Origin of the sequence: Streptomyces yerevanensis (assembly GCF_000716805.1) — a bacterium.
GTDB classification, from domain to species: domain Bacteria; phylum Actinomycetota; class Actinomycetes; order Streptomycetales; family Streptomycetaceae; genus Streptomyces; species Streptomyces flaveus.
Map to the genome: position 1 here is coordinate 190395 of NZ_JNWJ01000012.1, position 21790 is coordinate 212184.

Sequence of the window (21790 nt, forward strand, 5' to 3'; positions counted from 1 at the left end):
CATCATGGGAGCGCCGCTCCCTGGCTCGGCTCGCCGCCGCGAGGGACCATGGGGCGATGCAACGTGAGCAGCTCGCCGACTTCCTGCGCCGCCGCCGCGAGGCGATCCGCCCGGCCGAGGTCGGCCTCGCCGACGGCCCTCGCCGCCGCACCGCCGGCCTGCGCCGGGAAGAGGTGGCGATGCTCGCCGGCATGTCGGTGGACTACGTCGTACGCCTCGAGCAGGGCCGCAGCAGTCAGCCCTCGACCCAGCTGCTCGGCGCGCTGGCCCGCGCGTTGCGCCTCTCCGACGACGAGCGCGACCACCTGTTCCACCTGTCCGGCCACCGGCCCCCGCCCGCCGACGGGGTGGCCCGCCTGGCCCGTGCCGGCCTGGTGCGCATGCTCGACCTGCTCGGCGACACCCCGGCCCTGGTGCTGTCCGACCTGGGCGAGATCCTTGCCCAGAACCGGGCAGCCGTCCTGCTGTCGGGCGACCTCACCGGCTTCTCCGGCGACCGGCGCTACATCGCATACCGCTGGTTCACCGACCCCGCCACCCGCGCCATCTGCCCGCCCGAGGAGCAGGAGTACCACGCCCGCCAGCTCGTGGCCGACCTGCGCGCGGCCGCCGGCCGCCGGTCCGGCGACCCCACGGTCGCCGGACTCGTCGACCGGTTGCAAGCCGCGAGCGCCGACTTCCGCCGGCTGTGGGCCGAGCACCAGGTGGCGGTACGGCGCGCCGACCGCAAGACCTTCCAGCACCCGCGGGTGGGCCGCCTGCTGATGGACTGCGAGACCCTGGTCACTCCCGACCAGCGTCAGCAGCTGCTGGTGCTCACCCCGGCGGACGCCGAGGCCCGCGAGCGGCTGGAACTGCTACGGGTGCTCGGCATCGAGGAGTTCCCCACGGAAGCAACGGGCACGCCCGTGCAGTGAACCGGCCGACGACGGGGCACCGGCTCGACAGCCCACCGCACACTGGGCGGACGGGACCCGACCGCAGCAGAGTCCGGGCTGACGAGGAGGCGGCCGCATCCTCGGCTCAGGCCCGCGCGCCGCCGTCGACCCGCAGGACCGTGCCGGTCACGAAGGAGGAGCGGTCGCTGAGGAGCCAGGCGGCGGCCTGGGCGATTTCGTCAGGGTCGGCCGCGCGGCGCAGTGGGGTTTGCGCCGTGAGTCGTTCTTGGAGGCCGGGGGAATCCGCCTCCCAGGTGCGGATCATCTCGGTCAGCGTGTTGCCGGGGGCGATGGCGTTGACGCGGATGTCTTCCGGGCCGTAGGTGACGGCGGCCGACTCGGTCAGGCTGTTGACCGCTCGCTTCATCGCGCCGTAGGCGGGCAGCTCGGGGTTGCCCCTCAGGCTGCCGACGGAGGAGTTGTTGACGATGGCCCCTGTCCCGGCGGTGGCCCGGATGGCGGCGACCTCGGCGACCATGGCCAGCCAGACGCCCTTGAGGTTCACGGCGTAGACGTGGTCGAAGTCGGCCTCCGCCATGTCGTCCATCGGGCCGGGCTGCTGGATCGTCGCGCCGTTGTTGAAGGCGACGTCGAGCCGCCCGTACAGGTCCACGGCGCGGTCGACGGCGGCACGCACGCCGGCCGCGTCGGCCAGATCGCACACCACGTAGTCCGCGGTGCCGCCCGCCGCCCGGACCTCCTCGGTCACCGTCTTCAGCTGGGCCTCCGTCCGTGCCGCGAGCAGCACCCGGGCGCCCTCCCGGGCGAACAGCCGCGCCGCGGCGGCGCCGATACCGCGACCGGCACCGGTGATGAAGGCGACCTTGCCGGCCAGCAGGCCCAGTGCGGCAGGGGCGGCGGATGTGTCGGAGTTCGGTGTGTTGTCCATGGCGGCGAGCCTGCGCCGGTTGACGGCGCCTATCCAGGCACCGGCGGTACCTGGATAGGCGCCGTAGCCCCCGCGCACACTGGGAGACGTGGACAGACGAGAACTGGCGGCCTTCCTGCGCAGCAGGCGCGAGCGGATCACCCCCGCCGACGTGGGGCTGCCCGCCGGGCCGCGCCGCCGCACCCCGGGGCTGCGCCGCGAGGAGGCGGCGCAGCTGGCGTTCATCTCGACCGAGTACTACACGCGCCTCGAGCAGGCCCGCGGCCCGCGCCCGTCGCGCGAGGTACTGGCTCAGCTGGCCCGGGCCCTGCGCCTGTCGGACGCCGAGCGCGACCACCTCCACCACCTCGCCGGCGCACCGCCGGGCCCGCCGCCCGGGCCCTCGCGCGAGGTACGGCAGAGCATTCTCGACCTGCTGCACCGGCTGCCGCGGGCCGCCGCGATCGTGACGTCCGCGGCGTTCGAGGTGATCGCCTGGAATGGTCTGGCGGCCGCCCTCATGGAGGACTTCTCCGCCCTGCCGCGGCGCGACCGCAACCTGGTGCGCCGTGTCTTCCTCGGGCCACACCCGCAGGGGCGGCGGTTGTACGGAGTGTCGGACGCCGACGCATTCGCCCGCACCTCGGCGCAGCGCCTGCGCGCCACCGCCGCCCGCTACCCCGACGATCCCGAAGTCACCGACCTGGTGGCTGAACTCCTCGCCGGAAGCGAGGAGTTCGCCCGGCTGTGGGCCTCCCACGACGTGTCCGCCGGGCCCACCCTGTGCAAGACCTTCCCGCACCCGCTGGTCGGCCCGGTCACCGTCAACTGCGACGTCCTCGACATCACCGACCGGGACCAGCAGGTCGTCATCTACACCGCCGCACCCGGCTCGCCCTCCGAGGAGGCCCTGCGACTGCTGTCGGTCATCGGCACACAGCGCATGGACGTAAGCCGCTGAGCCGCACCAGGTTCGACATCTGCTTCTGGAACACAGCCATCATCACGTGAGCGCGGGAACGGCACTCGCGTCGGCCGCGTACCGCATGGTGTACGGCCGCAGGTTCCAGGCTCCGACCGAGTAGCCGAGGCCACCCTCGTCTCCGGCGCGGGCCTCGATCCGCCAGGGGGCGTCGCCGGTGGAGTAGAACCGCAGGGTCAGCGTCCGGCCCGACGGCAGATAGAGCTCGGCGACCGACCGGTCCACGACCAGGCGCAGTTCCACCGGGGTACCCGCCACTGCCGCCTCGGGGCAGGGGACGCGGTACGTGCCGCCGTGTGCGCGCGGGTCGAGGGAGGCGTGGTCGCGGTCCACGACGAGTTCGCCGGTGGTCGCGTCGATCCTGATGTCGAGGTATTCGGCGCCGTCGGCGGAGGTCACCAGCCGTAGGCCTCCTGCCGCACCGGCGGAACGAGGTTCCAGACGGGCCGCCAGGTCGAAGCTCGGGCTCACCGTCCCCAGTACGGCCGTTCCCATGGTCTCGCCGGCAGCGGTCACCGCCGGCTCGTGGCGCAGCGAGAGGAGTTCCGCGGCCGGTCGCTGTCGTACGGAGCCGTCCTCGGCGAGTGTCACCTCGCGCGGCAGTGTCAGCAGCCCGGCCCAGCCGGACTCGCGTACCCACTCCGGGTCGCGGGCCTCCCACGACCAGCCCCACAGCAGCCACCGGCCGTCGGGGGCGTGCAGCAGGGCCGGGGCGTAGAAGTCCGGCCCGTGGTCGAGCAGTTCGGGGGCGTCGGCGAGGAAGCGGCCGTTCTGCTCGCGTCCGGGGTAGGCCACGGTCCGGCGCGGTCCGAGTTCCGGGTCCCAGGCGCCGAGGAGCAGTGCGCCGCGTCCGTCCGCGTGCAGGTACTGGGGGCACTCCCAGCCCGGCCCTGTGTCGGCGCCGGGTGCCACGGGCTGCGGGGCGCGGTCCAGGAACGGGCCCCGGTACTCCCAGTGCTCCAGATCCCCGGACTCGTACAGCAGCGCCGCCGCCCGGCCGTCCGCCTGGGCGGAGCCGACCAGCATGCGCCAGCGACCGGCCTCGCGCCATACGTACGGGTCGCGGTACATGGTGGCGCCCTCGGGCAGTTCGGGTATCAGCAGGCTGCCGCGCGGTGTCCAGGTGACACCGTTGTCCCGGGACTCGGCGGTGGTGACCGGCTGGGCCCAGCGGTCGGTGCGGTAGGCGGAGTAGAAGGCGACCATGCGGTCGCCGTCGGAGACGGCGTTGCCGGAGAAGCAGCCGTCCATGTCCTCGCCACCCGGCGTAGGAGTCAGCGCAAGAGGCAACTCCTCCCAGGTCAGCAGGTCGGGGCTGCGGAAGTGGCCCCAGTGCATGTTGGCGTGCTCGGGTCCGTACGGGTTGTGCTGGAAGCACACGTGGTAGTGGCCGTCGTGGTAGGTCAACCCGTTGGGGTCGTTGATCCAGTTGCGGGGCGGGCGCAGGTGCGCGACGGGCCGGTGGGGGTCTGCGGGCAGGACGGACACGCGGGGGTCCTTTCGGGGTGGGGGGTCGAGGAGCGCGGTCAGCCCTTGACGCCGGTGGAGGCGATGCTGTTGACGAACGAGCGCTGGAAGGCCATGAACAGGGCCAGGATCGGCACGGTGATCATGGAGGAGTACGCCATGATCTGGCCCCAGCCGACGTTCAGTTGGAAGAAGTAGGAGATGCCCACCATCACCGGTCGCAGCTCCTCGCTCTGCACGACCATCAGCGGCCAGAGGTAGGAGTTCCAGGCGGGCAGGAAGGTGAGGATGGCGACGGTGGCGATGGCCGGTCCTGACAGCGGCATGACGATGCGGCGGTAGATGGTGAACCAGCCGGCGCCGTCCACGATCGCCGCCTCGTCCAGTTCCTTGGGGATGCTCTGGAAGTACTGGTGGAAGAAGAAGATCGAGAAGGCGTTGGCGAGGAACGGCACGATCTGGACCTGGTAGGTGTCCATCCAGCCGGTTGTCCACTCCAGGTGGAAGCCGTTGACGCGGAGCAGCGGCAGCTGGTTGACCCACCACACCAGCGGCAGGGCGAAGGTCTCGAACGGCACGATGAGGGTGGCGATGACGGCGGTCAGGACGGCCTTCCTGCCGGGCCAGCGCATCCGTGAGAGCGCGAAGGCGGCGAGGCTGTTGACGATGATGCCGAGCACCACGGTGATCGACGAGATCAGCACGGAGTTCACCAGGAAACGTGCCGCCGGGACCCGCTCGAAAACGCCCGTGTAGTTGTCCAGCGACAGGGCGCCGACGGGCAGGAAGGCGCGCAGGGAGCCCAGGTCGCCGAAGATCTGGTCGTCCGGTTTGAAGGACGACACCAGCATGAAGAGGAGCGGGAGCGCGAAGACCAGGGCGAGGGCGACGCGGCCGGCGTGGCCGCCGAGGTGCTTCAGGAGGGAGGTCATGTCAGTCCTTCTCCCGGGTCAGGAAACGCTGGACGCCGGACACGGTGAGCACGAGTACGAAGAAGACGAGCGAGATGGCCGCCGCGTACGCGGTCTGCTGCTGGTCGTAGCCGGTGTGCACGGCCTGGTGGACGACGGTGGTGGTGGAGTCGAGCGGGCCGCCTTGCGTCATCACCCGGATCTGGGTGAAGAGGCTGAACGCCGCGATGGTGATGGTGACCAGTACGAACGTGCGCGTGGCGCGCAGTCCGGGCCAGGTGACATGGCGGAAGCGGTCCCAGCGGCCGGCCCCGTCCAGGTCGGCGGCCTCGTACAGCTCGGCGGGGATGGTCTGCAGGCCGGCCAGCCAGATGATCATGTGGAAGCCGACGCCCTGCCACACCGACATCAGGATGATGGCGGGCATGGCGGTGGCCGGGTCGCCCAGCCAGTCCGGGCCGTCGACGGCTCCGAGGGTGAGCCCTGAGATCACGCGGTTGACCAGGCCGTCCTGCCGGTACAGGAAGGTCCACAGGAGGGACACGACGACCATCGAGGTGACGACCGGCAGGAAGTAGACGGTGCGGAAGAAGTTGACGCCGCGCACCTTCGCGTTGACCAGCAGCGCGAGGACCAGGGCGAGCCCGGCCTGGAGCGGGACGACGACGGCGGCGAAGTACACCGTGTTGCGCAGGGACTTGAAGAAGACCGGGTCCTGGAAGAGCTGGGCGAAGTTGCGCAGGCCCACGAAGCGGGCCGGAGTGGGTGAGATGAGCCGTGCGTCGGTGAAGGCCAGGGCGAAGGCGAGGGCGACCGGTACGACGAGGAAGACGATCAGCAGCACGACGGCCGGGGTGGCCATGCCGAGGGCGGTGAGGCTCTCACGGCGACGGGCGTTGGTCGTTCGGGTTCGCCGGACCGGACGCAGCCGGGCGAGGGCTGCGATCATGGTGGTCACGGTAGCTCCAGGGGGAGCCGGTCCGGTTCGGGCGACGCGGGGAGGCGTGGTCGGGGCCCGAACCGGACCGGGGCGGGTCAGCCGGCGTAGTTGTTGTTCGTCTTGAGGTTGTTGTCGATGTCCTTCGCGGCCTGGCCGAGCGCGTTCTTGGGGTCGGCCCCGGCCAGGATGTCCTGGGCCGCCTTCTGGAACTCGGTGGAGATGTACGGGTAGGCCGGGGTGACCGGGCGTACCTCCGCGAACTTGCGCGCGAACTGGACGAACAAGTTGAGCTCCCCGCCCGGCTGGTAGCCGTCGACCTGCTTCGCGGCGGCGTCGGTGGCCGGGATGGTGCTGGTGGCCTTGGCGTAGTCGACGAAGTACTTGGTCTGGCGGGAGAACTTCAGCCACTCCTGCGCACCGGCCTTGTTGGAGCAGGTCGAGCTCATGCCCCACTGCCAGGAGGCGCCGCCGATCTTGGGCCCGTTGCCGAAGTCGACCGGCGGGATGACCGCCAGGTCGTCGCCGAACTTCTCGGTGTTCTTGGCCGCGTTCCAGCTGCCGTCCCACTGGATGGCGCTCTTGCCAGCCAGGAAGTCCTTGTTGGGGTCGGCTCCGGACTTCTTCGACATGTAGCCCTTGGTCACCAGCGAGCGGAACCAGGTGGCCCACTCCACGGAGCTCTTGCCGTCGAGGGTGCCCGAGGCGGTCTTGTAGCCGTCGCGGTCGATCAGGTCGCCGCCGAAGCTCTGCAACTGCGGGGAGTAGCCGTACGGCCACCACTCGCCGCTGCCGCCGGTGCCCATCTCCAGCGGGTACTGGAACTTCCCGCTCTTCTTCAGCTTGGCCAGCGCGGAGTCGAACTCGGCCTTCGTCCAGGGCTTGTCGATGGTCGGGATGCGGATGCCGTACTCGTTCAGCACCGACTTACGGGCGAAGAAGCTGAGCGCGACGTCGTAGAAGCCGAACGCGTAGACCTTGTCCTTGTAGCGGCTGACGGTGCTGGGCAGTTGGTCGGACAGCGGTACCTCGCTGCCGGAGACGTCGATCGGGTCCAGATAGCCGCCCCAGGCCCAGTTCGGCACGTTGGGGCCGTCCACGTCGAGCAGACAGGGCAGCTTGCGGGCCGAGGCTGCGGCCACGACGGAGTTGTTGTAGTCGCTCTGCGGGAACGCCTGGAGCTTGACCTCGTACTTGCTCTGCGACCCGTTGAAGTCCTTGATGATCCTTTTGACGACGTCGAGCTCGGCCGAGTTGCCGGCATTGTGCGTCCACAGGGTCAGCGTGTTGCCGCTGGCCCCGGACGAACTGCCGCCGCTCCCGGTCGCGCATCCGGCGACCAGCGCGGTCGCCGCCGCGACGGCTACACTCGCGACTGCGAGGGGCCTTGTTCTCCACACCACTGGGTTCCTCCATCTCACTGAGACGGGTCTTGCCGGACCCGCCTGTGCGACCGGTTGCGACGGTCGCTGTTCTTGGTGGTCGTCCCGCCGCCCGGGGCTTCGGTCCGGGCGGCGGGACGAGCCGTTTTTCGGGTGCCTGGCGTCAGCCCGCTGCGGGCGTGCCGATGGAGGCACGATCCTGCAGCGGCATGGGCACACGGTGTACGACTGCTTCGAGCGGCCCCTCGTCGAGGATCAACTCCACGGCGAGGCGGCCGAGTTGGTAGTGCGGCAGTTTCAGGGTGGTGAGCGCCGGACGCAGTACGGACGCGATGTCCTGGTCGTCGAAGGAGACCACCGACACATCGCCGGGCACCGACAGGCCCGCCTCGCCGAGCGCCTGGTAGGCGCCGAGGGAGACCCGGTCGGTCATGCACACCAGCGCCCGTGGGCGATGACCCGCCGCGAGCAGCGCGGTGACCTCCCGATGGCCGTCCCGCGTGTCCCAGTCGCACTCGACGACACCGTCCAGGCGGGCCCCGCCCGCCCGCAGGACCTCCTCAAGGCCGCGCATGCGCTCGTTGCCGGCGATGATCCCCTCGGGCGTGGCCGGAACGGCCTGGTGACCGCCGATCGACCAGATGCCCTCGGTGTGACCGGCCGCGAGCAGCGCGCGGGCGGCGTCCCGGCCGGCCTCGATCTCGTCCGGAACGGCGGACGGCGCGTCGAAACCGGGGGCCAGGCAGTTCAGCAGGACCACCCGGCGCCCGTACAGCTCCTTGGGCGGAGTGATGTACCGGGTGAACATCGACGCGTAGATCACCGCGTCGACCTGGCGGTCCAGCAGCGCGTGGACCAGCGACGACTCGGCGGCGCGGTCGCCGCCCGCCTCCGTGATGAACAGCAGGTGGTCCCGCTCCCGGGCGGCCTCCAGCGCACCGCGGATCACATCGCCCGCGAACGGTGTCGTGGTGATCCGGTCCGACACGAGCCCGATGGTCTGCGTCGACTTCGTCCGCAGGCTGCGTGCTGTGACGTTGGGGCGGTAGCCCAGCTCGCGGGCGGCCTCCAGCACGCGTTCACGGGAGGCGTCGGAGATGCGCATGTCGGTACGGCCGGAGAGAGCGAACGACGCGGTCGTCGGCGAGACGCCCGCTTTGCGGGCGACGTCGGCCATGGTTACGCGGCGCTCGGGCATCAGCGGTCAGCTCCGTTGTTAAATCGGATTAGCAAGTTGCGATGAGAGTGCTGCGCTCCTCGACCGGTGTCAACACCTCGGACATCTCGAATGGAAAGCAGGGGCATTATGGGCCATTTTGTACGCTCCTTAGGTAACGCCTGGGTAAATCGGTGCGCGTTAGCTCTTGCTTTAGCTGTCGCGGCACGCGAACGATGCCGAGCCATCGCTTAAACCGATTTGGCATGGCGTCAGCCTGCCGCGCCACCCCAGGAGTCAGCCATGGAGCCCGCTATGGAACCAGCCATGGAGCCAGCCATGAGGAGAAGAACAGCCCTCAGTGTGGTGTCCGCCGCCGTCGGCGGTGCGATCGTCCCCTTCTCGTTCGCTTCCGCTCCGGCCGCCGCCCGGGAACGGCGCGGCCCTCAAAATCCCACCGCCCGCTGGGACTTCGACGAGCGCGCCGGTACGGTCACCCGCGAGGCGGTGTCCGGCACCGCCGACCCCGTCGGCTACGTCTTCGACGACGCCCGCTTCAAGCCCGACAGCGATCCTGTACGGCGCCGCGGGGTGCGCGGCCGGGCCCTGTACTTCGACGGATACTCGACCGTCGTCACCGCCTCCGGCCCCGGCAAGCTCGACCCCGCTCAAGGCCTCACCGTCGACGTGTGGATCGCCCCCTACGCGTACGAACACGGCATCGACGGCAAGCCCCAGGCCCTGGTCAACCAGCACGACCCGGACGCGAAGACCGGATTCCTGCTCGGCCTGCGCCGCTTCGGGCAGCTCGTCTTCCAACTCGGCTTCGGCACCGACCTGTTGGAGGTCAAGGGAGCCCCGGACCAGCCGGCCGCCAAGGGCAGATGGACCCATGTCGCGGCCACCTACGACCCGGCCGCCCGGCAACTGCGCCTGTACCGCGACGGCCGGCTGATCGGCACCGCCGCCACCCCAGACAAGGCCCCCCAACTGGCCCCGGACGAGCCCCTGCTGATCGGGCGTCACAACCAGCCCACGCTGCTGAACGGCGAGTTCCACGCCAACATGTACATGGGCCTGATGGACAGTCTCGTGATCCGCCCGGGCACCCTGGCCGATCCGACGGCGCAGCAGGAGCACGGCGATCGCCTCGCGGCGCTTCCCGGCCGTCGCGTACCCCGGCCCGACCTGACCCCGCACCGGAGCCGCTTCGACGGCGACCGGCACCGCCCTCAGTTCCACATGCTGCCGCCCTGGCACTGGATGAACGAGCCGCACGCGCCCGTGTACTTCAAGGGCAAGTACCACATCTTCTACCAGCACGACCCCTTCGGCCCGTACTGGGGCCAGATCCACTGGGGCCACGCGGTCAGCACCGACATGGTGCACTGGCGGGACCTCCCCATCGCCCTCGCGCCCGCCAGGGACTCGGTCGGGCCGGACGGGATCTGGTCGGGCTCGGCATACGTCGACGGCGACCGGGGCCCGGTGCTCTTCTTCACCGGCGGCGACGACCGGCTGCCCTACCGCCAGCGCACCGGGCTCGCCGTGTCCACGTACCCGACCGAGGGTGACACGGACCTGCCCGCCTGGACGATGAAGTCCGAGCCGGTCACCGAAGCCCCCGCCGGTCTCCCGGCCGGCCCGGGCACCGCGTGGGCGGAGAACTTCCGCGACCCGTTCGTATGGGAGGAGGACGGCGTCTGGTACCAGCTGGTCGGCAGCGGCATCGTCGACTACGACGGCACGCAGGTCACCAGGAAGCACGGTGGAACCGCGCTCGTCTACACCGCCCGCAGGCCCGAAGGACCGTGGAAGTACCGGGGCCCGCTGCACTGGAACGACCTCGCCACACAGCCCGAGCCCGGAGAGGTGTGGGAGCTGCCGGTTCTCCTTCCGCTTCCCGGCCCTCGCGGTGCGCGCACCGGCAAGCACATCCTGCTGGTCAGCCCGTGGTGGGAGGCGTTCAACCCGAACGCGGTCAAGCACACGTACTACTGGACCGGCACCTTCGACAAGCGCGAGTACCGCTTCGTGCCCGACCACGAGGAGCCCCACGAGTTCGACTTCGGCGAGCACTTCACCGGCCCGTCCGGCTTCGTCACCCCCGATGGCCGGTCCGTGCTCTTCAGCATCACCCAGGACCGCCGCAGCGAACAGCAGCACGCCCAGTCCGGCTGGGCGCACAACGCCGGGATGCCCGTCAGCGTCTCACTGCATCAGGACGGCACCCTCGGCGTCGAACCGATCGCCGAGGCAACCGGCCTGCGGGGCAGGCGACTTGCCAGGATCCGCCAGACCTCGGTGAAGGAAGCGAACCGCAGGCTCGCCGACGTCTCCGGCGACATGCTGGACATCGAGGCCGTCATCGAGCCGCGCGGCGCCACGACCATCACCTTGGCCGTCCGGACGAGCGCCGACAGCAGCGAGCAGACATTGCTCTCCTACGACACGGCCGAGCGGCGTTTCTTCATCGACCGCAGCCGTTCCAGTCTCGATCCGGACGTACGCAAGGGTGTGCACGGAGGCACCGTCGAACTGGACGGCGGGCGACTGCGCCTGCGGGTCCTGCTCGACCGCTCGATGCTGGAGGCGTACGTCAACGGGACCAACAGCCTCACCAGCCGCGTCTATCCGACCAGGGAGGACGCCACCGGCCTGCGGCTGACCGCCGACGGAGGCGCCGCCCGCGTCCTCGAGCTGGACGTCTGGCGGATGAACGGCGCCTACGACGCCCCCGTCGCCCCGGCCGCATACGATCCGCCCCGCCCGACGGACGTCGACGCCCTCCCCAACCACGACTTCGCCACCGGGGACCTCACCGGCTGGACCGTCGTCTCGGGCACGACCTTCAGCGACGCCAACGTGACCACCCGCCCCGACTGGGGCTGGGGCGGCCCCTTCTACCAGGCCGAGACGGAGGACGACGCGACCGGCCACCACCTGTGGGGCTTCAACCCGGACGCGGGCGGCGACGACGCCACCGGGGTGCTCCGCTCAGCCACCGTCACCCTCGGCGGAGACGGCGTGGTCGATCTGCTCGTGTCCGGCGGCAACGACCCCGACCGGCTCTACGCGGCCGTCGTCCGCGCCCGCGACGGCAAGGTGCTGGCCAAGGCCACCGGCCGCGCTGTCGAGCAGTACCGCCGGGTGGTCTTCGATCTGTCCGCCCACATCGGCGAGCGGATCTACGTCGAGGTTGTCGACCGGGCGACGGGCGGCTGGGGCCACATCAACATCGACGACGTCAACATTCCCGTCCGCCGACAGTGACACCTGCCGCCACAGCAGGACGACGCGCCGCTCGATGCCGGGCCGTACCCACCCTCATGGGCGGACGTGCTACGCGGTAACTCACCCAGGTAGCTGGAGGAATGAGGATTTTCGCCATGCTGTTCGGTCGATGAGGCCGCATGCGAGGATGGCGCCCGTGACCGGATCACCGTCTTCCACACCTGTCGCCGAGGGTGAGGGCACGCCTGGCAACCACGGCCTGAGTCCCCGTGCCGCTGCCGTGCTCGTGTTCGGGTCCTCGGCCGCGGTCCTGGTGGTCGAGATCGTCGCTCTGCGGCTACTGGCTCCCTATCTCGGCCTCACCCTCGAGACCAGCACCATGGTGATCGGCATCGCCCTCACCGCGATCGCTCTCGGCTCCTGGCTGGGTGGGCGTATGGCCGACCAGGTCGATCCACGTCGGCTCATAGGCCCCTCGCTCGGGGTGTCGGGAGCGGTCGTGGCGCTCACCCCCGCCGTGCTGCGCACCACCGCGGAGTGGGCGGCGCCGCTGCTCTTGTTGATCGCGGCGGGGACCATCCTCGTGCCGGGCGCGCTGCTCTCCGCGGTGACGCCGATCGTGACCAAGCTGCGTCTGACCAGCCTCGCCGAGACCGGAACGGTGGTCGGCCGGCTGTCCGGCGTCGGCACCGTCGGCGCCATCGTCGGCACTGTCCTCACCGGCTTCGTCCTCGTGTCGCGGCTGCCGGTCAGCGGCATACTGATCGGCCTCGGAACGCTGCTGGTGCTCGGCGGGGCGCTGGCCGAGTGGCGTACACGCGGGTGGACCGGCACCCCTGCCCTCACACTCGTGGTCATCGCGGGCGGCCTTGCCACGACGGTCGCTCCCGGCGCCTGCGACACGGAGACCAAGTACCACTGCGCACGGGTCGTCGCAGACCCCGACCGGGACGGCGGCCGCACCCTCGTCCTGGACGGCTTGCGGCACTCCTACGTCGACGTCGACGACCCGACCTTCCTGGAGTTCGAGTACGTGCGCGCCATCGCGTCGGTGGTCGATTCCGCCTTTCCCGAACGTGAGCCACTTGCCGCCCACCACGTGGGCGGCGGCGGGCTCACCTTTCCCCGTTACCTCGCGGCCACGCGGCCCGGGACGCGCAGCCTTGTGTCCGAGATCGACGGCGGGGTCGTACGCATCAACCGCCAGCAACTCGGTCTGAGATCAGGTCGCGGTATCGACGTACGTGTCGAGGACGGCAGGCTCGGCCTGCGGCGACTGGACGCCGGCAGTCGTGACCTCGTCGTCGGCGACGCCTTCGGGGGCGTCAGCGTGCCGTGGCACCTCACCACGGAGGAAGCGATGAGGGACGTACGGCGGGTGCTGGGCGAGGACGGCCTGTACGTCGCCAACCTCATCGACCACGGGAGCATGGCCTTCGCACGTGCCGAAGTGGCCACCCTCAGCGAGATCTTCGAGCATGTCGCCCTCGTCGGCGAACCCGCCGACATCGGCCTCGACCCGACCGCCACCCCCCTGGGCGGCAACCTGGTGGTGCTCGCCTCCGACCGGCCGGTCGACCTGCGCGCGACCCAGGAAGCGCTGGACTCCCGGCAAACCGGCTGGAAGATCGCCACCGGCGACGACCTCACCTCCTGGATCGGCGACGCCCAACTGCTCACCGACGACTACGCACCCGTCGACCAGCTCCTCACGCCCTACAGCCCACAGACCAGCCAGTGACAGGACACACGTCCAGGCCCTGCCGACGTACCTGAACAAGCTGCCCCCGTTACGTCTGCCGGTGTCCGGCTCATCGGTGACCGCCCCACCAGTGTCGCCAGGAGACCAGGAGAGTCGTCACCCTCGGGGTCGACGACATCACCAGGCCCGCGGCCTTGGGGCGAGGGGAGAAGAGGCACCGGGAACAGCGTGGGTCACGTCCGAGGGGCGGACATCGCGTTGCTTGGGGTTGTCGCAGATCTCGCACTGCCCGATGTGGCGGGTTATGCGCTTGCGCATCAGCACAGTGATTGTGCCGTCCCAGCCGTCGAGCATCTGGCTCAGTTCGGCGCAGTCCTTCCGTCCATGGTGGGCCAGGACCACCGCCGCCACGGCATTCTCCAGCTGTTGCCGTGCCCGGGACAGCAGCGCATGTGCGTGGTTACGCTGCACCCCCAGTGCTGCGGCCATGTCGGCGCCGTCCAGATCCTGGCGTACCGACAGCTCCAGCACCTCGCGATCACGCGAGTTGAGCCCTTCGAAGGCCTCCCACACCAGAGTCCGTATCTCCTCGTCGCGCAGCCGCGCACCGAGGTCGACCGCCTCGTCGACCACCTCGCCGGCTTCTTCGAGCCCAGTGGTGCGGCCTTTGGTACGCAACTGGCGTCGGCATTCATTGCGGGCGATCGCATAGAGCCACGGACGCAGCCGCTGAGGGTCTCGCAGCTGGTCGATGCACTCATTGGCGAGGACGAAGGTGTCCTGCAAGGCATCGGCGGCAGCGTCGCTGTTGTGAAGGACTGAACGGCAGTAGCCATAGATCTGACCTGCGTAGGCGTCGTACGCCGCTGCCAGCCCCTGGGGGTTCGCAGCCCGAATGGCGGCCACCATTTCATGATCATTCACACGGGCAATTTTATAGCAAAACGGACATGTCTTGAACCCCCGTCGGGTGGCTGCTCCAGCCCCACACCGCCAGCCCCACACCGCCGGAACCGCGGCCGCGCCGGCCCGGTCTCGCCGGGCGAGTCGAGTGCCCGTGACGGGAGAAAAGAAATGAAGTTTCGGAAAGTTGTTGGTTTGTCCTGCCGTCGTGGCTCTTGTATGCAAGCGCGGGGCACCGGGCCCCGCCTGCTGAAGGAGTCAAGTTGCACGAGTCGTCTCGCGTTGCTCTCCAGCCGTCACGTCCCGCCCTGTCTCCCCGCGAGCAGCAGATCCTGCGGCACATGGCAGAGGGATGCACCTATGCCGGAACGGCACGACGGCTCGGTATCTCCGTGCACACCGTCGACGGCTATCTCCGCCGGATCCGGGCCAAGACCGGCGTGCACACCCAGGCAGAACTGATCCGACTGGCATTGACGCTGGGGCTGTGATCTCCCGGGCCGACCCACTCGGTACCCGTGCCCGCCCATGGCAACGGACAGCCGGAGCATCGCCCGGAGCCCGAGGCCGTGTTTGTCTGCGGTTGTCGGCGGTTTGTCTGCGGTTTGTCTGCGCGGCAGACTCAGGTGCCGGCGGCCAGGAACTGTTCGGCCCAGATGGTCTTGCCGAGGGGGCCATGACGGGTGCCCCAGCGGTGGGCGAGCTGAGCGACCATCAGCAGGCCCCGCCCCCCTTCGTCGAACAGCCGGGCGCGCCGCAGGTGCGGGGCGGTGCTGCTGGAGTCGAAGACCTCGCTGATCAAGGTGTTGTCCTCGTGGATCAGCCGCAGCTGGATGGGCGGTCGGCCGTAGCGAATGGCGTTGGTGACCAGTTCACTGACGATCAGTTCGGCGATCAGGGTGGCGTCGTCCAGTCTCCAGGCAGCCAGCTGGTCAGTGGTGTGGCGCCGGGCCTGAGCGACGATCGCGGGGTCGCTGGCGAGGTTCCAGACGGCGACCTTGTCGGCGTGCAGAGCCCGGGTACGGGCGATGAGCAGGGCGACGTCGTCATCGGGGCGGTGCGTCAGCACAGCCGCGAGGACGCTGTCGCAGACCGTCTCCACTTGCGTGGCGGGGCGGGCCAGGGCAGTGAACATGTTGTCCAGAGCTTCGTCGATGTCGTGCTCGCGGGGTTGGAGCAGACCGTCGGTGTACAGGACGAGGAGGCTGCCTTCCGGCAGTTCGGTCTCCAGGGTCTCAAAGGGCAGACCGCCCAGGCCCAGCGGTGGACCGGCCGGGACGTCGAGAAGGTACACCGTGCCGTTGGGGGCGGCCACGGCGGGCGGGGGGTGGCCGGCCCGGGCGAGGGTGCAGCGGCGTGAGACCGGGTCGTAGACCGCGTACAGGCATGTGGTGCCGATGCCCCCAGCAGTCTCGGGGGTGCTTCCCGTGCCGCCCTCCTCGGCGGACAGGTGCAGGACGAGGTCGTCGAGGTGTGTGAGCAACTCGTCGGGCGGCAGGTCGACTTCGGCCAGGGTACGCACCGCGGTGCGCAGTCGGCCCATGGTGGCCGAGGCACGGATGCCGTGGCCGACGACGTCGCCGACGACGAGGGCCACCCGGGCGCCGGACAGCGGGATCACATCGAACCAGTCGCCCCCCAGACCGGCGCGGGTCGCGGCGGGCAGGTAGCGGGAGGCGACCTCCAGGGCCGCCTGATCGGGCAGCGTCTGCGGCAGCAGGCTGTTCTGCAGCGTCATGGTGGTGGTGCGCGCGCGGGTGGCGATGTCCACGGCGGTGCCGACGTCGGCATCGTTCAGCAGAGGCGTCCGCTCCTGGGCGAGGTACCCCTGCGACTCGTGGTGCGCCGCCAGGCACACGGCACGTACCTGGCCGTCCGGGTCCCTCAACGGGGCAAGCGTGGCCGAACAGCTGTGCCCCGCGCTGATACCCGCGGGATGAAGACAGGGCTTCACCTGCTGCGACTGACCAGTTTTCACCACCAGTCGCATCTTGCCTTCGGCCTCATCGTTCGCCGGACACGGCGCGATCTCCGGCAGACGCAGCCCGAGCATCTGCCTTTCCTCCAAGGACAGCGCGTCCTCCATGCCCGCGTTGGCGCGCATCAGCCGCAAGTCGGTGTCGAAGACCGCCATGGCGCAAGGGGCTTGAAGGAACGTCCGCTCCGCCGGCGCCTCGCCCCGGAACGTGTACGCCGGGTCCGCCACCGCGCACACCACGAGCCACTCGCCTGCCCCGCCGCTCCCGCGTCGGTGGTGCGCCAACAGCCCCAGCCGCAGCCGGTGGCCGTCGCCGCGCCTCAGCGTCACTGTGCCGTTGAGGCGTTCCTGCCCGGCCGCCGCCCGCCGCACCTGCTCGCCGACGTCATCGGCGAGCAGCTGGGCAGCCGGGAACCCCACCACCTGCGCGGGCGCGTACCCCAGCAGCCGCCGGGCCTCCTCACTCCACCCGGTCACAAAGCCCTGATCGTCGATGGTGGCCGTGGCCGTGTATGGCGGCTCCCCGGCGTCCCGCGCCTCACCTTGCCCCTCACCAGGAGGGGTGGGAAGTCGCTCCATCACCGCTCACCTCACACCTGCTGATTCCCTGTCCCGCTCCCCACGGGAACCTGCACAACCACCGCCCTCCTGACAAGCATCAACCTGCGGCCCACCAAGCACCAGCGCAGCACGTCGACCAGGGAGTTCGGCAGGGCACAGGCTCCGGCGCGCCTGCCTGAACGGGCATGGCGGGCGGCGGATTCCGAGGATTTCCGAGAGGAACAAGGGGGAGGGTGTCAAGCCCCGACATTACGGGGCTACCCCTCGCCGGCTCTCCCCGTGAAAAGTCGTGTCAATGAATTCGGCAACCTCGCCGATTCGGAAACCCTCTCGATTTCGTGAGGAGTTCAACATGTCCAGAGTTATGTCACGTCGCGCCATCGCGAGTGCCCTCGGGACGCTCATGGTTGCAACGGCGGTATCGCAGATCCAGGCTCCCGCGGCACAGGCGAAGTCACAGCCCTCGTCGCCCGGGCAATGGAGAATGCAATTCTCCGGTCTCACCAGGGCAAATGTACCGTTCGCGCTCTACAACGAGCGCGAGGGGGATTACCTCCACCACAAGGCTCGCCCGTATGGGACCGACCTCAAGTTCAGGCCTTTCGCCAAGAACGAGTGGAAGTTCGTGAGGTGCTATGGAGGGAACTTCAGTCCGGTCCGCTACGACCAGTCGCTCGCTCTCTACAACAAATCGACCAATCGGTACATGATCTACCGAGGGTGGCCGTGGGGGAACAGCCTGGGCTGGTCGAAGGTACTGAAGCAATCGGACTGCCAGTGGAAGGTACGCGGCGGCAAGGCCGGAGCGACTGCCGGTCTATCGCCGGTCCGGAACGCGATGCTGTTCAACACCAAGAAAAAAGACTACCTCGTCAACGCATGGCGAAAGGGGGTGGACCTGCGCTGGTACAAGAGCACGCATTGCGCGGATCACATGACACTGAAGAAGCTCGAGAAGGCCATGGGGTACTACCCCCTGAGCTCATAGACCCACTACCCAAGGAGTGACCACCCTCGACGACCTCAGTGGATGCGCCTCCGGCCCCGGACGGAGGCGCATTCGCGACGGCACGAGGTCGCGGAGCGTACATCGCGGCACGCAGGCCGGGGCGCACGTTTCCCGCCCGACGTCAAGCCCCGAAGCCTCGGTACTGCACCTGCCGCCTGCCGATTGCAAAGATGAGATCAGATGTTCCGACTCGATATGTCGAACCTACAAGCGACGGAGACAGGCCGGCCAATGTATATGCATGGCTGTACACAAGGTAACCAGAAAGAGGTGACAGAGTTGACGATCGCCATTTCCTTTTCCGGGCTGACCAAACGCTACGGCGCCTGTACCGCGATTGAGGATGTGACCTTCTCTGTCCAATTCGGTGAGGTCACCGGATTCTTCGGGCCGAATGGCGCTGGGAAGACGACCTGCCTGCGGATACTGGCCGGTCTGGTGGCACCTGACTGCGGAACCGCTACCGTCCTGGGGAAACGCTTCGCGGGACTTCCCGGCCCGGCCCGGCAGGTGGGGGTGGCTTTCGACGACGCCGGCGCACACCCCGGACACACGGGCCGCCAGCATCTGCTGGTGGCCGCCACCGAAGCGGGTGTCCCGGCTCGCCGGGTGGACGAAGTCCTGGCAATGACCGACATCGAGGATGTCTCGGAAAGGAAGATCGAAACCTACTCCCAGGGCACACGCCACCGCCTGGGACTCGCCACCGCACTGCTCGGTGACCCGCGCGTCTTCATCCTCGATGAGCCCGCAGGCGGCCTGGACCCGATTGGCGTCCGTCAATTGCGGACTCTCCTGAGCCGCCTGGCCGATCAGGGACGCGCTGTGCTGCTGTCAAGCCGTGCCCTGGCCGAGGTGGAGCAGATCGCGGACCGCGTGATCGTGCTGCACAAGCGGGTCCTCTTCACCGGCTCCGTCGAGGCTCTGCGCCGCCGTTCCTGCCCCGTCGGGGGTGCGCTGCGAGTGCGCACTTCCGACGACGCCCGCATGGCTGCCGGACTCGCCTCCTCTGCGGGCGACATCCGCTCGGAGGCGGCACATGGCGTGCTCGTCCAGGGGGCGGGCGCCGAGACGATCCTGGCCACAGCCGCGGCCATCGGTGTCGAGGTGTACGAACTGGCCGAACCGGTCGCGAGCCTGGAGGAGGAGTTCTGCCGACTCCTCAACGAGACCGCTCCCGGGAGTGCTCGGTGAGCGTCCCCTTCGCCTCGCCTCCTGTCTCGTCGCCGGACAGACGAGGCAGGGGGCGACAGGCTCTCGATCCCCGTGGTGATGGACCGGCCCAGTCCCGCGCGGCGGCGTAGCCACACGCAGACGACCCGTCGGAGAACGCCTCCCGGGCCTCCCCCGATACCTCCGGCCTCAGGATGGCCTCAATACATGGCCTCCAGCCGGTGTATCTCATCATCCGACTCGTTATCCGACTCGTTGATCTCAGACTCTGGAGGCTCGGTGGCGACTTGATCCCCCTGCCTGTCGAGCAGCTCGGCGAGGTTATGCATGGCCCCGGGGCCGCCGATGTCGGCGGCGCTGCCACCATGTGCGGGCGCCCTCGGCCTCCCCCTGCTGCTTCAGCAGGACGCCGAGGTTGTGCCTGGCCCCGGTGTGGCCGGTGTCGGCGGCGCGCTGCCACCAGGCGCGGGCGTCCTCGACCTCTCCCTGCTCGTACAGCAGGGCTCCGAGGTTGGACATGGCGTCGGGGTGGCCGTCGTCGGCAGCACGCCGCAACCAGAGACGGGCCTGCTCCGTCTGCCCCTCTCCGTGCAGCAGGGTGCCGATGTTGTACATGGCGCCGGGGTGGCCGGTGTCGGCAGCGCGCTGGTACCAGGTGCGGGCGCCCTCGGTGTCCCCCTGCTCGGTCAGCAGGAGGCCGAGGCTGAACATGGCGTCGGGGTGGTCGGTGTCGACGGCGCGCTGCAACCAGGTGCGAGCCTGCTCCGTCTCCCCCTGCTCGGCCAGCAGGGCTCCGAGGTTGGACATGGCCTGAGGCTCGCCGGTGTCAGCGGCACGCTGCAACCAGGTGCGGGCCTGCTCCACCTCCCCCTGCTCGGCCAGCAGGGTGCCGAGGTTGGACATGGCACCGGGAAGGCCGGTGTCGGCGGCCCGCCGCAACCATGTGCGGGCCTTCTCCACCTCCCCCTGCTGCTTCAGCAGGAGGGCAAGGTCGGACATGGCCTCGGGGTCGCCGTCGTCGGCGGCGCGCTGCAACCAGGTGCGGGTTCCCTCTTGCTGCTCCCGCTCACCCTGGTTCCTGAGCCGTTGTCTCCTCTGCCATCTCATGTGCTCGAGCCTGTGTGAACCCCATGCCGAAGGCGACTGCTTGGGCAACGCCCTACTCCACTCGGGCCATGCCGACGTTACGCGGTGCAGCACCAGGGCGGTGGGCCAAGCGACGGTCAATGTTGCGGGGCTGGGCCGGGTGAGGGCGTCGAGGCTGGTAGGGGTCGTCCCTTGACCGGGTGTCCGAGCAGCCGCGTCATGGACTCGGCGGCCCGTACGGCGGCGTCACCGCAGCAGTTGTTGAACAGCACATGGAGCTGCTCGACCCGCTCGGCAAGGGCGCGCAACCGCGGCAGCCACTCGGCGAGTTCGTCGTCGCCGTACGCGTACCGGAACCGCTCCTCCTTGCTCCCGGTCCCCCAGGCGGCGTTGCGCCCGTGGAACCGTACGACGGACAGCCGGGGAGAGGTGACGGGTGTGACGGGCGGTACGGAGGACGGAAGCGTCTGGGTCATGTCGACGGCGACGGCGGCCATGCCGTACCGCGCGAGCAGCGCGCACGTGGCCTCGGCCTGCCCCTCCCGCCACCACCCGGGATGCCGGAACTCCACGGCGACAGGCCACCCCTTTGTCCTCCGGGCGGACTCCGCCAGAAATGCCTCGGCCCGCACCCCGGGCCGGAACCACGGCGGGAACTGGAACAGCACACTCCCCAGCCGCCCGGCCCGCCGCAACGGCGTGATCCCCGCGGCGAACCGCGCCCAGACCTCGTCGAGCACTCCTGGATCCCGGGCATCTGCCGACAACCCGTACGGCATCACCGCACTCCGCGTGGGGTGCCCCGTGAGCAGGGAGAACGCCTTCACGTCGAACACGAACCCGTCAGGTGTCCGCTCCACCCACAGCCGACTGTTCCGCTCACCGGGCAGGGCGTAGTAAGCGGCGTCGACCTCCACGACCGGAAACCGCTCGGCGTAGTGCCGCAACCGCCCCTCGGCGTCCCGTCGTCCCGCCGGGTACCAGCCGCTGCCGACCAGCATCCGGTCGGTCCACGAGCACGTGCCCACGAGGATGTCGCCCATGATGGGCGGGTACCCGCCCGCCCCGCGAGCAGGCTGCCGAATCGTCAGCCTGTGAGCGGATTCCCGCAAGTTCAGCCGTCCGCCTTGATCTTCTTCATGGCGAGGTGGGATTTCAGGCGCAGAACGGCGGGCAGTGAGATCCTCGTCGGCCTGGCCGACGAACTGTTCGCTGTGTGGGACGGAAAACCGGCGTGGGGTACGGCGATACCGCCGACGTGGTGTCCTACGTCCAGCGGAACGGGGTCCCGGTGCGCGTGTTGTGGCCGGAACCTCCACCGATTCCGGAGCGGTTCAGACGTCGTTCCTTTGGGGTGATCGTTCGTTGAGCCGTGCATGACGGATCTGATGGAACGGTTGGTGCCGGATGAGTTATGGACGTTGTTCCGGCGGGTCAGTTGCCCCCGGTGTCCGGCCCGGCCTGGCCGACGGTCTACCGACGTTTCGCCCGGTGGAGCCAGGA

General features: G+C 69.5%; 17 protein-coding genes and 1 pseudogene. 8 read left to right on the top strand and 10 right to left on the bottom strand.

Translation table 11 applies throughout. The annotated features are described in order from the left end of the window. Positions 1-56 precede the first annotated feature (56 nt). A complete protein-coding gene (locus OP79_RS15450) occupies positions 57-917 on the top strand; it encodes a helix-turn-helix transcriptional regulator (protein ID WP_033320753.1) in 861 nt (286 codons plus the stop codon). A gap of 106 nt (positions 918-1023) precedes the next feature. On the opposite strand, the gene OP79_RS15455 is transcribed toward OP79_RS15450, so the two are convergent. Beyond that, entirely contained in the window at positions 1024-1827 is an 804-nt protein-coding gene (locus OP79_RS15455; RefSeq protein WP_033320796.1) for an SDR family NAD(P)-dependent oxidoreductase, read from the bottom strand. Positions 1828-1915: 88 nt separating this feature from the next. Between OP79_RS15455 and OP79_RS15460 the strand changes: the two genes are divergently transcribed. After that, positions 1916-2767: a helix-turn-helix transcriptional regulator gene (locus OP79_RS15460; RefSeq protein ID WP_033320754.1), complete on the top strand. Its 852-nt coding sequence runs from the start codon at positions 1916-1918 to the stop codon at positions 2765-2767. Positions 2768-2809: 42 nt separating this feature from the next. Here OP79_RS15460 and OP79_RS15465 read toward each other — a convergent pair whose 3' ends face one another. From OP79_RS15465 to OP79_RS15485, 5 genes are all read right to left on the bottom strand, one after another. Continuing rightward, positions 2810-4276, bottom strand: a complete 1467-nt coding sequence (locus OP79_RS15465) for a glycoside hydrolase family 32 protein (RefSeq protein WP_051744677.1) — start codon at positions 4274-4276, stop codon at positions 2810-2812. Between the two features lie 38 nt (positions 4277-4314). Continuing rightward, positions 4315-5187, bottom strand: a complete 873-nt coding sequence (locus OP79_RS15470) for a carbohydrate ABC transporter permease (protein ID WP_033320755.1) — start codon at positions 5185-5187, stop codon at positions 4315-4317. Between the two features lies 1 nt (position 5188). Next, entirely contained in the window at positions 5189-6115 is a 927-nt protein-coding gene (locus OP79_RS15475; RefSeq protein WP_245685333.1) for a carbohydrate ABC transporter permease, read from the bottom strand. Positions 6116-6201: 86 nt separating this feature from the next. Continuing rightward, positions 6202-7506 carry an ABC transporter substrate-binding protein gene (locus OP79_RS15480; protein WP_051744678.1) on the bottom strand — a complete coding sequence of 435 codons (1305 nt, stop codon included), beginning with the start codon at positions 7504-7506 and terminating at the stop codon, positions 6202-6204. A 142-nt stretch (positions 7507-7648) separates the two neighbouring features. Further along, positions 7649-8683 (bottom strand): LacI family DNA-binding transcriptional regulator, encoded by a 1035-nt coding sequence (locus OP79_RS15485; protein WP_033320758.1) that lies wholly within the window; start codon positions 8681-8683, stop codon positions 7649-7651. A gap of 297 nt (positions 8684-8980) precedes the next feature. Between OP79_RS15485 and OP79_RS15490 the strand changes: the two genes are divergently transcribed. Together OP79_RS15490 and OP79_RS15495 are read left to right on the top strand one after the other, a co-directional pair. Then, positions 8981-11914 (top strand): GH32 C-terminal domain-containing protein, encoded by a 2934-nt coding sequence (locus tag OP79_RS15490; RefSeq protein ID WP_169786197.1) that lies wholly within the window; start codon positions 8981-8983, stop codon positions 11912-11914. Positions 11915-12071: 157 nt separating this feature from the next. After that, a complete protein-coding gene (locus tag OP79_RS15495; RefSeq protein WP_033320799.1) occupies positions 12072-13616 on the top strand; it encodes a fused MFS/spermidine synthase in 1545 nt (514 codons plus the stop codon). Between the two features lie 138 nt (positions 13617-13754). On the opposite strand, the gene OP79_RS15500 is transcribed toward OP79_RS15495, so the two are convergent. Then, complete coding sequence (locus tag OP79_RS15500; protein ID WP_157857319.1) at positions 13755-14501, bottom strand: RNA polymerase sigma factor; 747 nt, start codon at positions 14499-14501, stop codon at positions 13755-13757. A gap of 242 nt (positions 14502-14743) precedes the next feature. Between OP79_RS15500 and OP79_RS15505 the strand changes: the two genes are divergently transcribed. After that, a complete protein-coding gene (locus OP79_RS15505) occupies positions 14744-14971 on the top strand; it encodes a response regulator transcription factor (protein ID WP_033320760.1) in 228 nt (75 codons plus the stop codon). A 131-nt stretch (positions 14972-15102) separates the two neighbouring features. Here the strand turns inward: OP79_RS15505 and OP79_RS15510 are convergent, their stop codons facing one another. Then, the gene (locus tag OP79_RS15510) at positions 15103-17037 is read right to left on the bottom strand and encodes a SpoIIE family protein phosphatase (protein WP_033320761.1); all 1935 of its coding nucleotides are present in this window, start codon (positions 17035-17037) and stop codon (positions 15103-15105) included. A 277-nt stretch (positions 17038-17314) separates the two neighbouring features. Here OP79_RS15510 and OP79_RS15515 point away from each other — a divergent pair, with 277 nt between their 5' ends. Further along, positions 17315-18007: a hypothetical protein gene (locus OP79_RS15515; protein ID WP_157857320.1), complete on the top strand. Its 693-nt coding sequence runs from the start codon at positions 17315-17317 to the stop codon at positions 18005-18007. A gap of 201 nt (positions 18008-18208) precedes the next feature. Next, on the top strand, positions 18209-19222 hold the full coding sequence (locus OP79_RS15520) for an ABC transporter ATP-binding protein (protein WP_106972391.1): 1014 nt from the start codon (positions 18209-18211) through the stop codon (positions 19220-19222). Positions 19223-19522: 300 nt separating this feature from the next. On the opposite strand, the gene OP79_RS49725 is transcribed toward OP79_RS15520, so the two are convergent. Continuing rightward, positions 19523-20308: a tetratricopeptide repeat protein gene (locus OP79_RS49725; protein ID WP_078491805.1), complete on the bottom strand. Its 786-nt coding sequence runs from the start codon at positions 20306-20308 to the stop codon at positions 19523-19525. A gap of 116 nt (positions 20309-20424) precedes the next feature. Beyond that, entirely contained in the window at positions 20425-21330 is a 906-nt protein-coding gene (locus tag OP79_RS15530; protein ID WP_033320763.1) for a DUF72 domain-containing protein, read from the bottom strand. A 126-nt stretch (positions 21331-21456) separates the two neighbouring features. Here OP79_RS15530 and OP79_RS56990 point away from each other — a divergent pair. Continuing rightward, a pseudogene (locus OP79_RS56990) lies at positions 21457-21656 on the top strand (hypothetical protein); the annotation flags it as partial. Positions 21657-21790: the final 134 nt, after the last annotated feature.

Coding starts and splice junctions, on each gene's coding strand:
- OP79_RS15450 (WP_033320753.1), top strand. CDS start 57: ATGCAACGTGAGCAGCTCGCCGACTTCCTGCGCCGCCGCCGCGAGGCG.
- OP79_RS15455 (WP_033320796.1), bottom strand. CDS start 1,827: ATGGACAACACACCGAACTCCGACACATCCGCCGCCCCTGCCGCACTG.
- OP79_RS15470 (WP_033320755.1), bottom strand. CDS start 5,187: ATGACCTCCCTCCTGAAGCACCTCGGCGGCCACGCCGGCCGCGTCGCC.
- OP79_RS15475 (WP_245685333.1), bottom strand. CDS start 6,115: ATGATCGCAGCCCTCGCCCGGCTGCGTCCGGTCCGGCGAACCCGAACG.
- OP79_RS15485 (WP_033320758.1), bottom strand. CDS start 8,683: ATGCCCGAGCGCCGCGTAACCATGGCCGACGTCGCCCGCAAAGCGGGC.
- OP79_RS15490 (WP_169786197.1), top strand. CDS start 8,981: ATGAGGAGAAGAACAGCCCTCAGTGTGGTGTCCGCCGCCGTCGGCGGT.
- OP79_RS15510 (WP_033320761.1), bottom strand. CDS start 17,037: ATGGAGCGACTTCCCACCCCTCCTGGTGAGGGGCAAGGTGAGGCGCGG.
- OP79_RS15515 (WP_157857320.1), top strand. CDS start 17,315: ATGAATTCGGCAACCTCGCCGATTCGGAAACCCTCTCGATTTCGTGAG.
- OP79_RS15520 (WP_106972391.1), top strand. CDS start 18,209: ATGTTCCGACTCGATATGTCGAACCTACAAGCGACGGAGACAGGCCGG.
- OP79_RS49725 (WP_078491805.1), bottom strand. CDS start 20,308: ATGAGATGGCAGAGGAGACAACGGCTCAGGAACCAGGGTGAGCGGGAG.
- OP79_RS15530 (WP_033320763.1), bottom strand. CDS start 21,330: ATGGGCGACATCCTCGTGGGCACGTGCTCGTGGACCGACCGGATGCTG.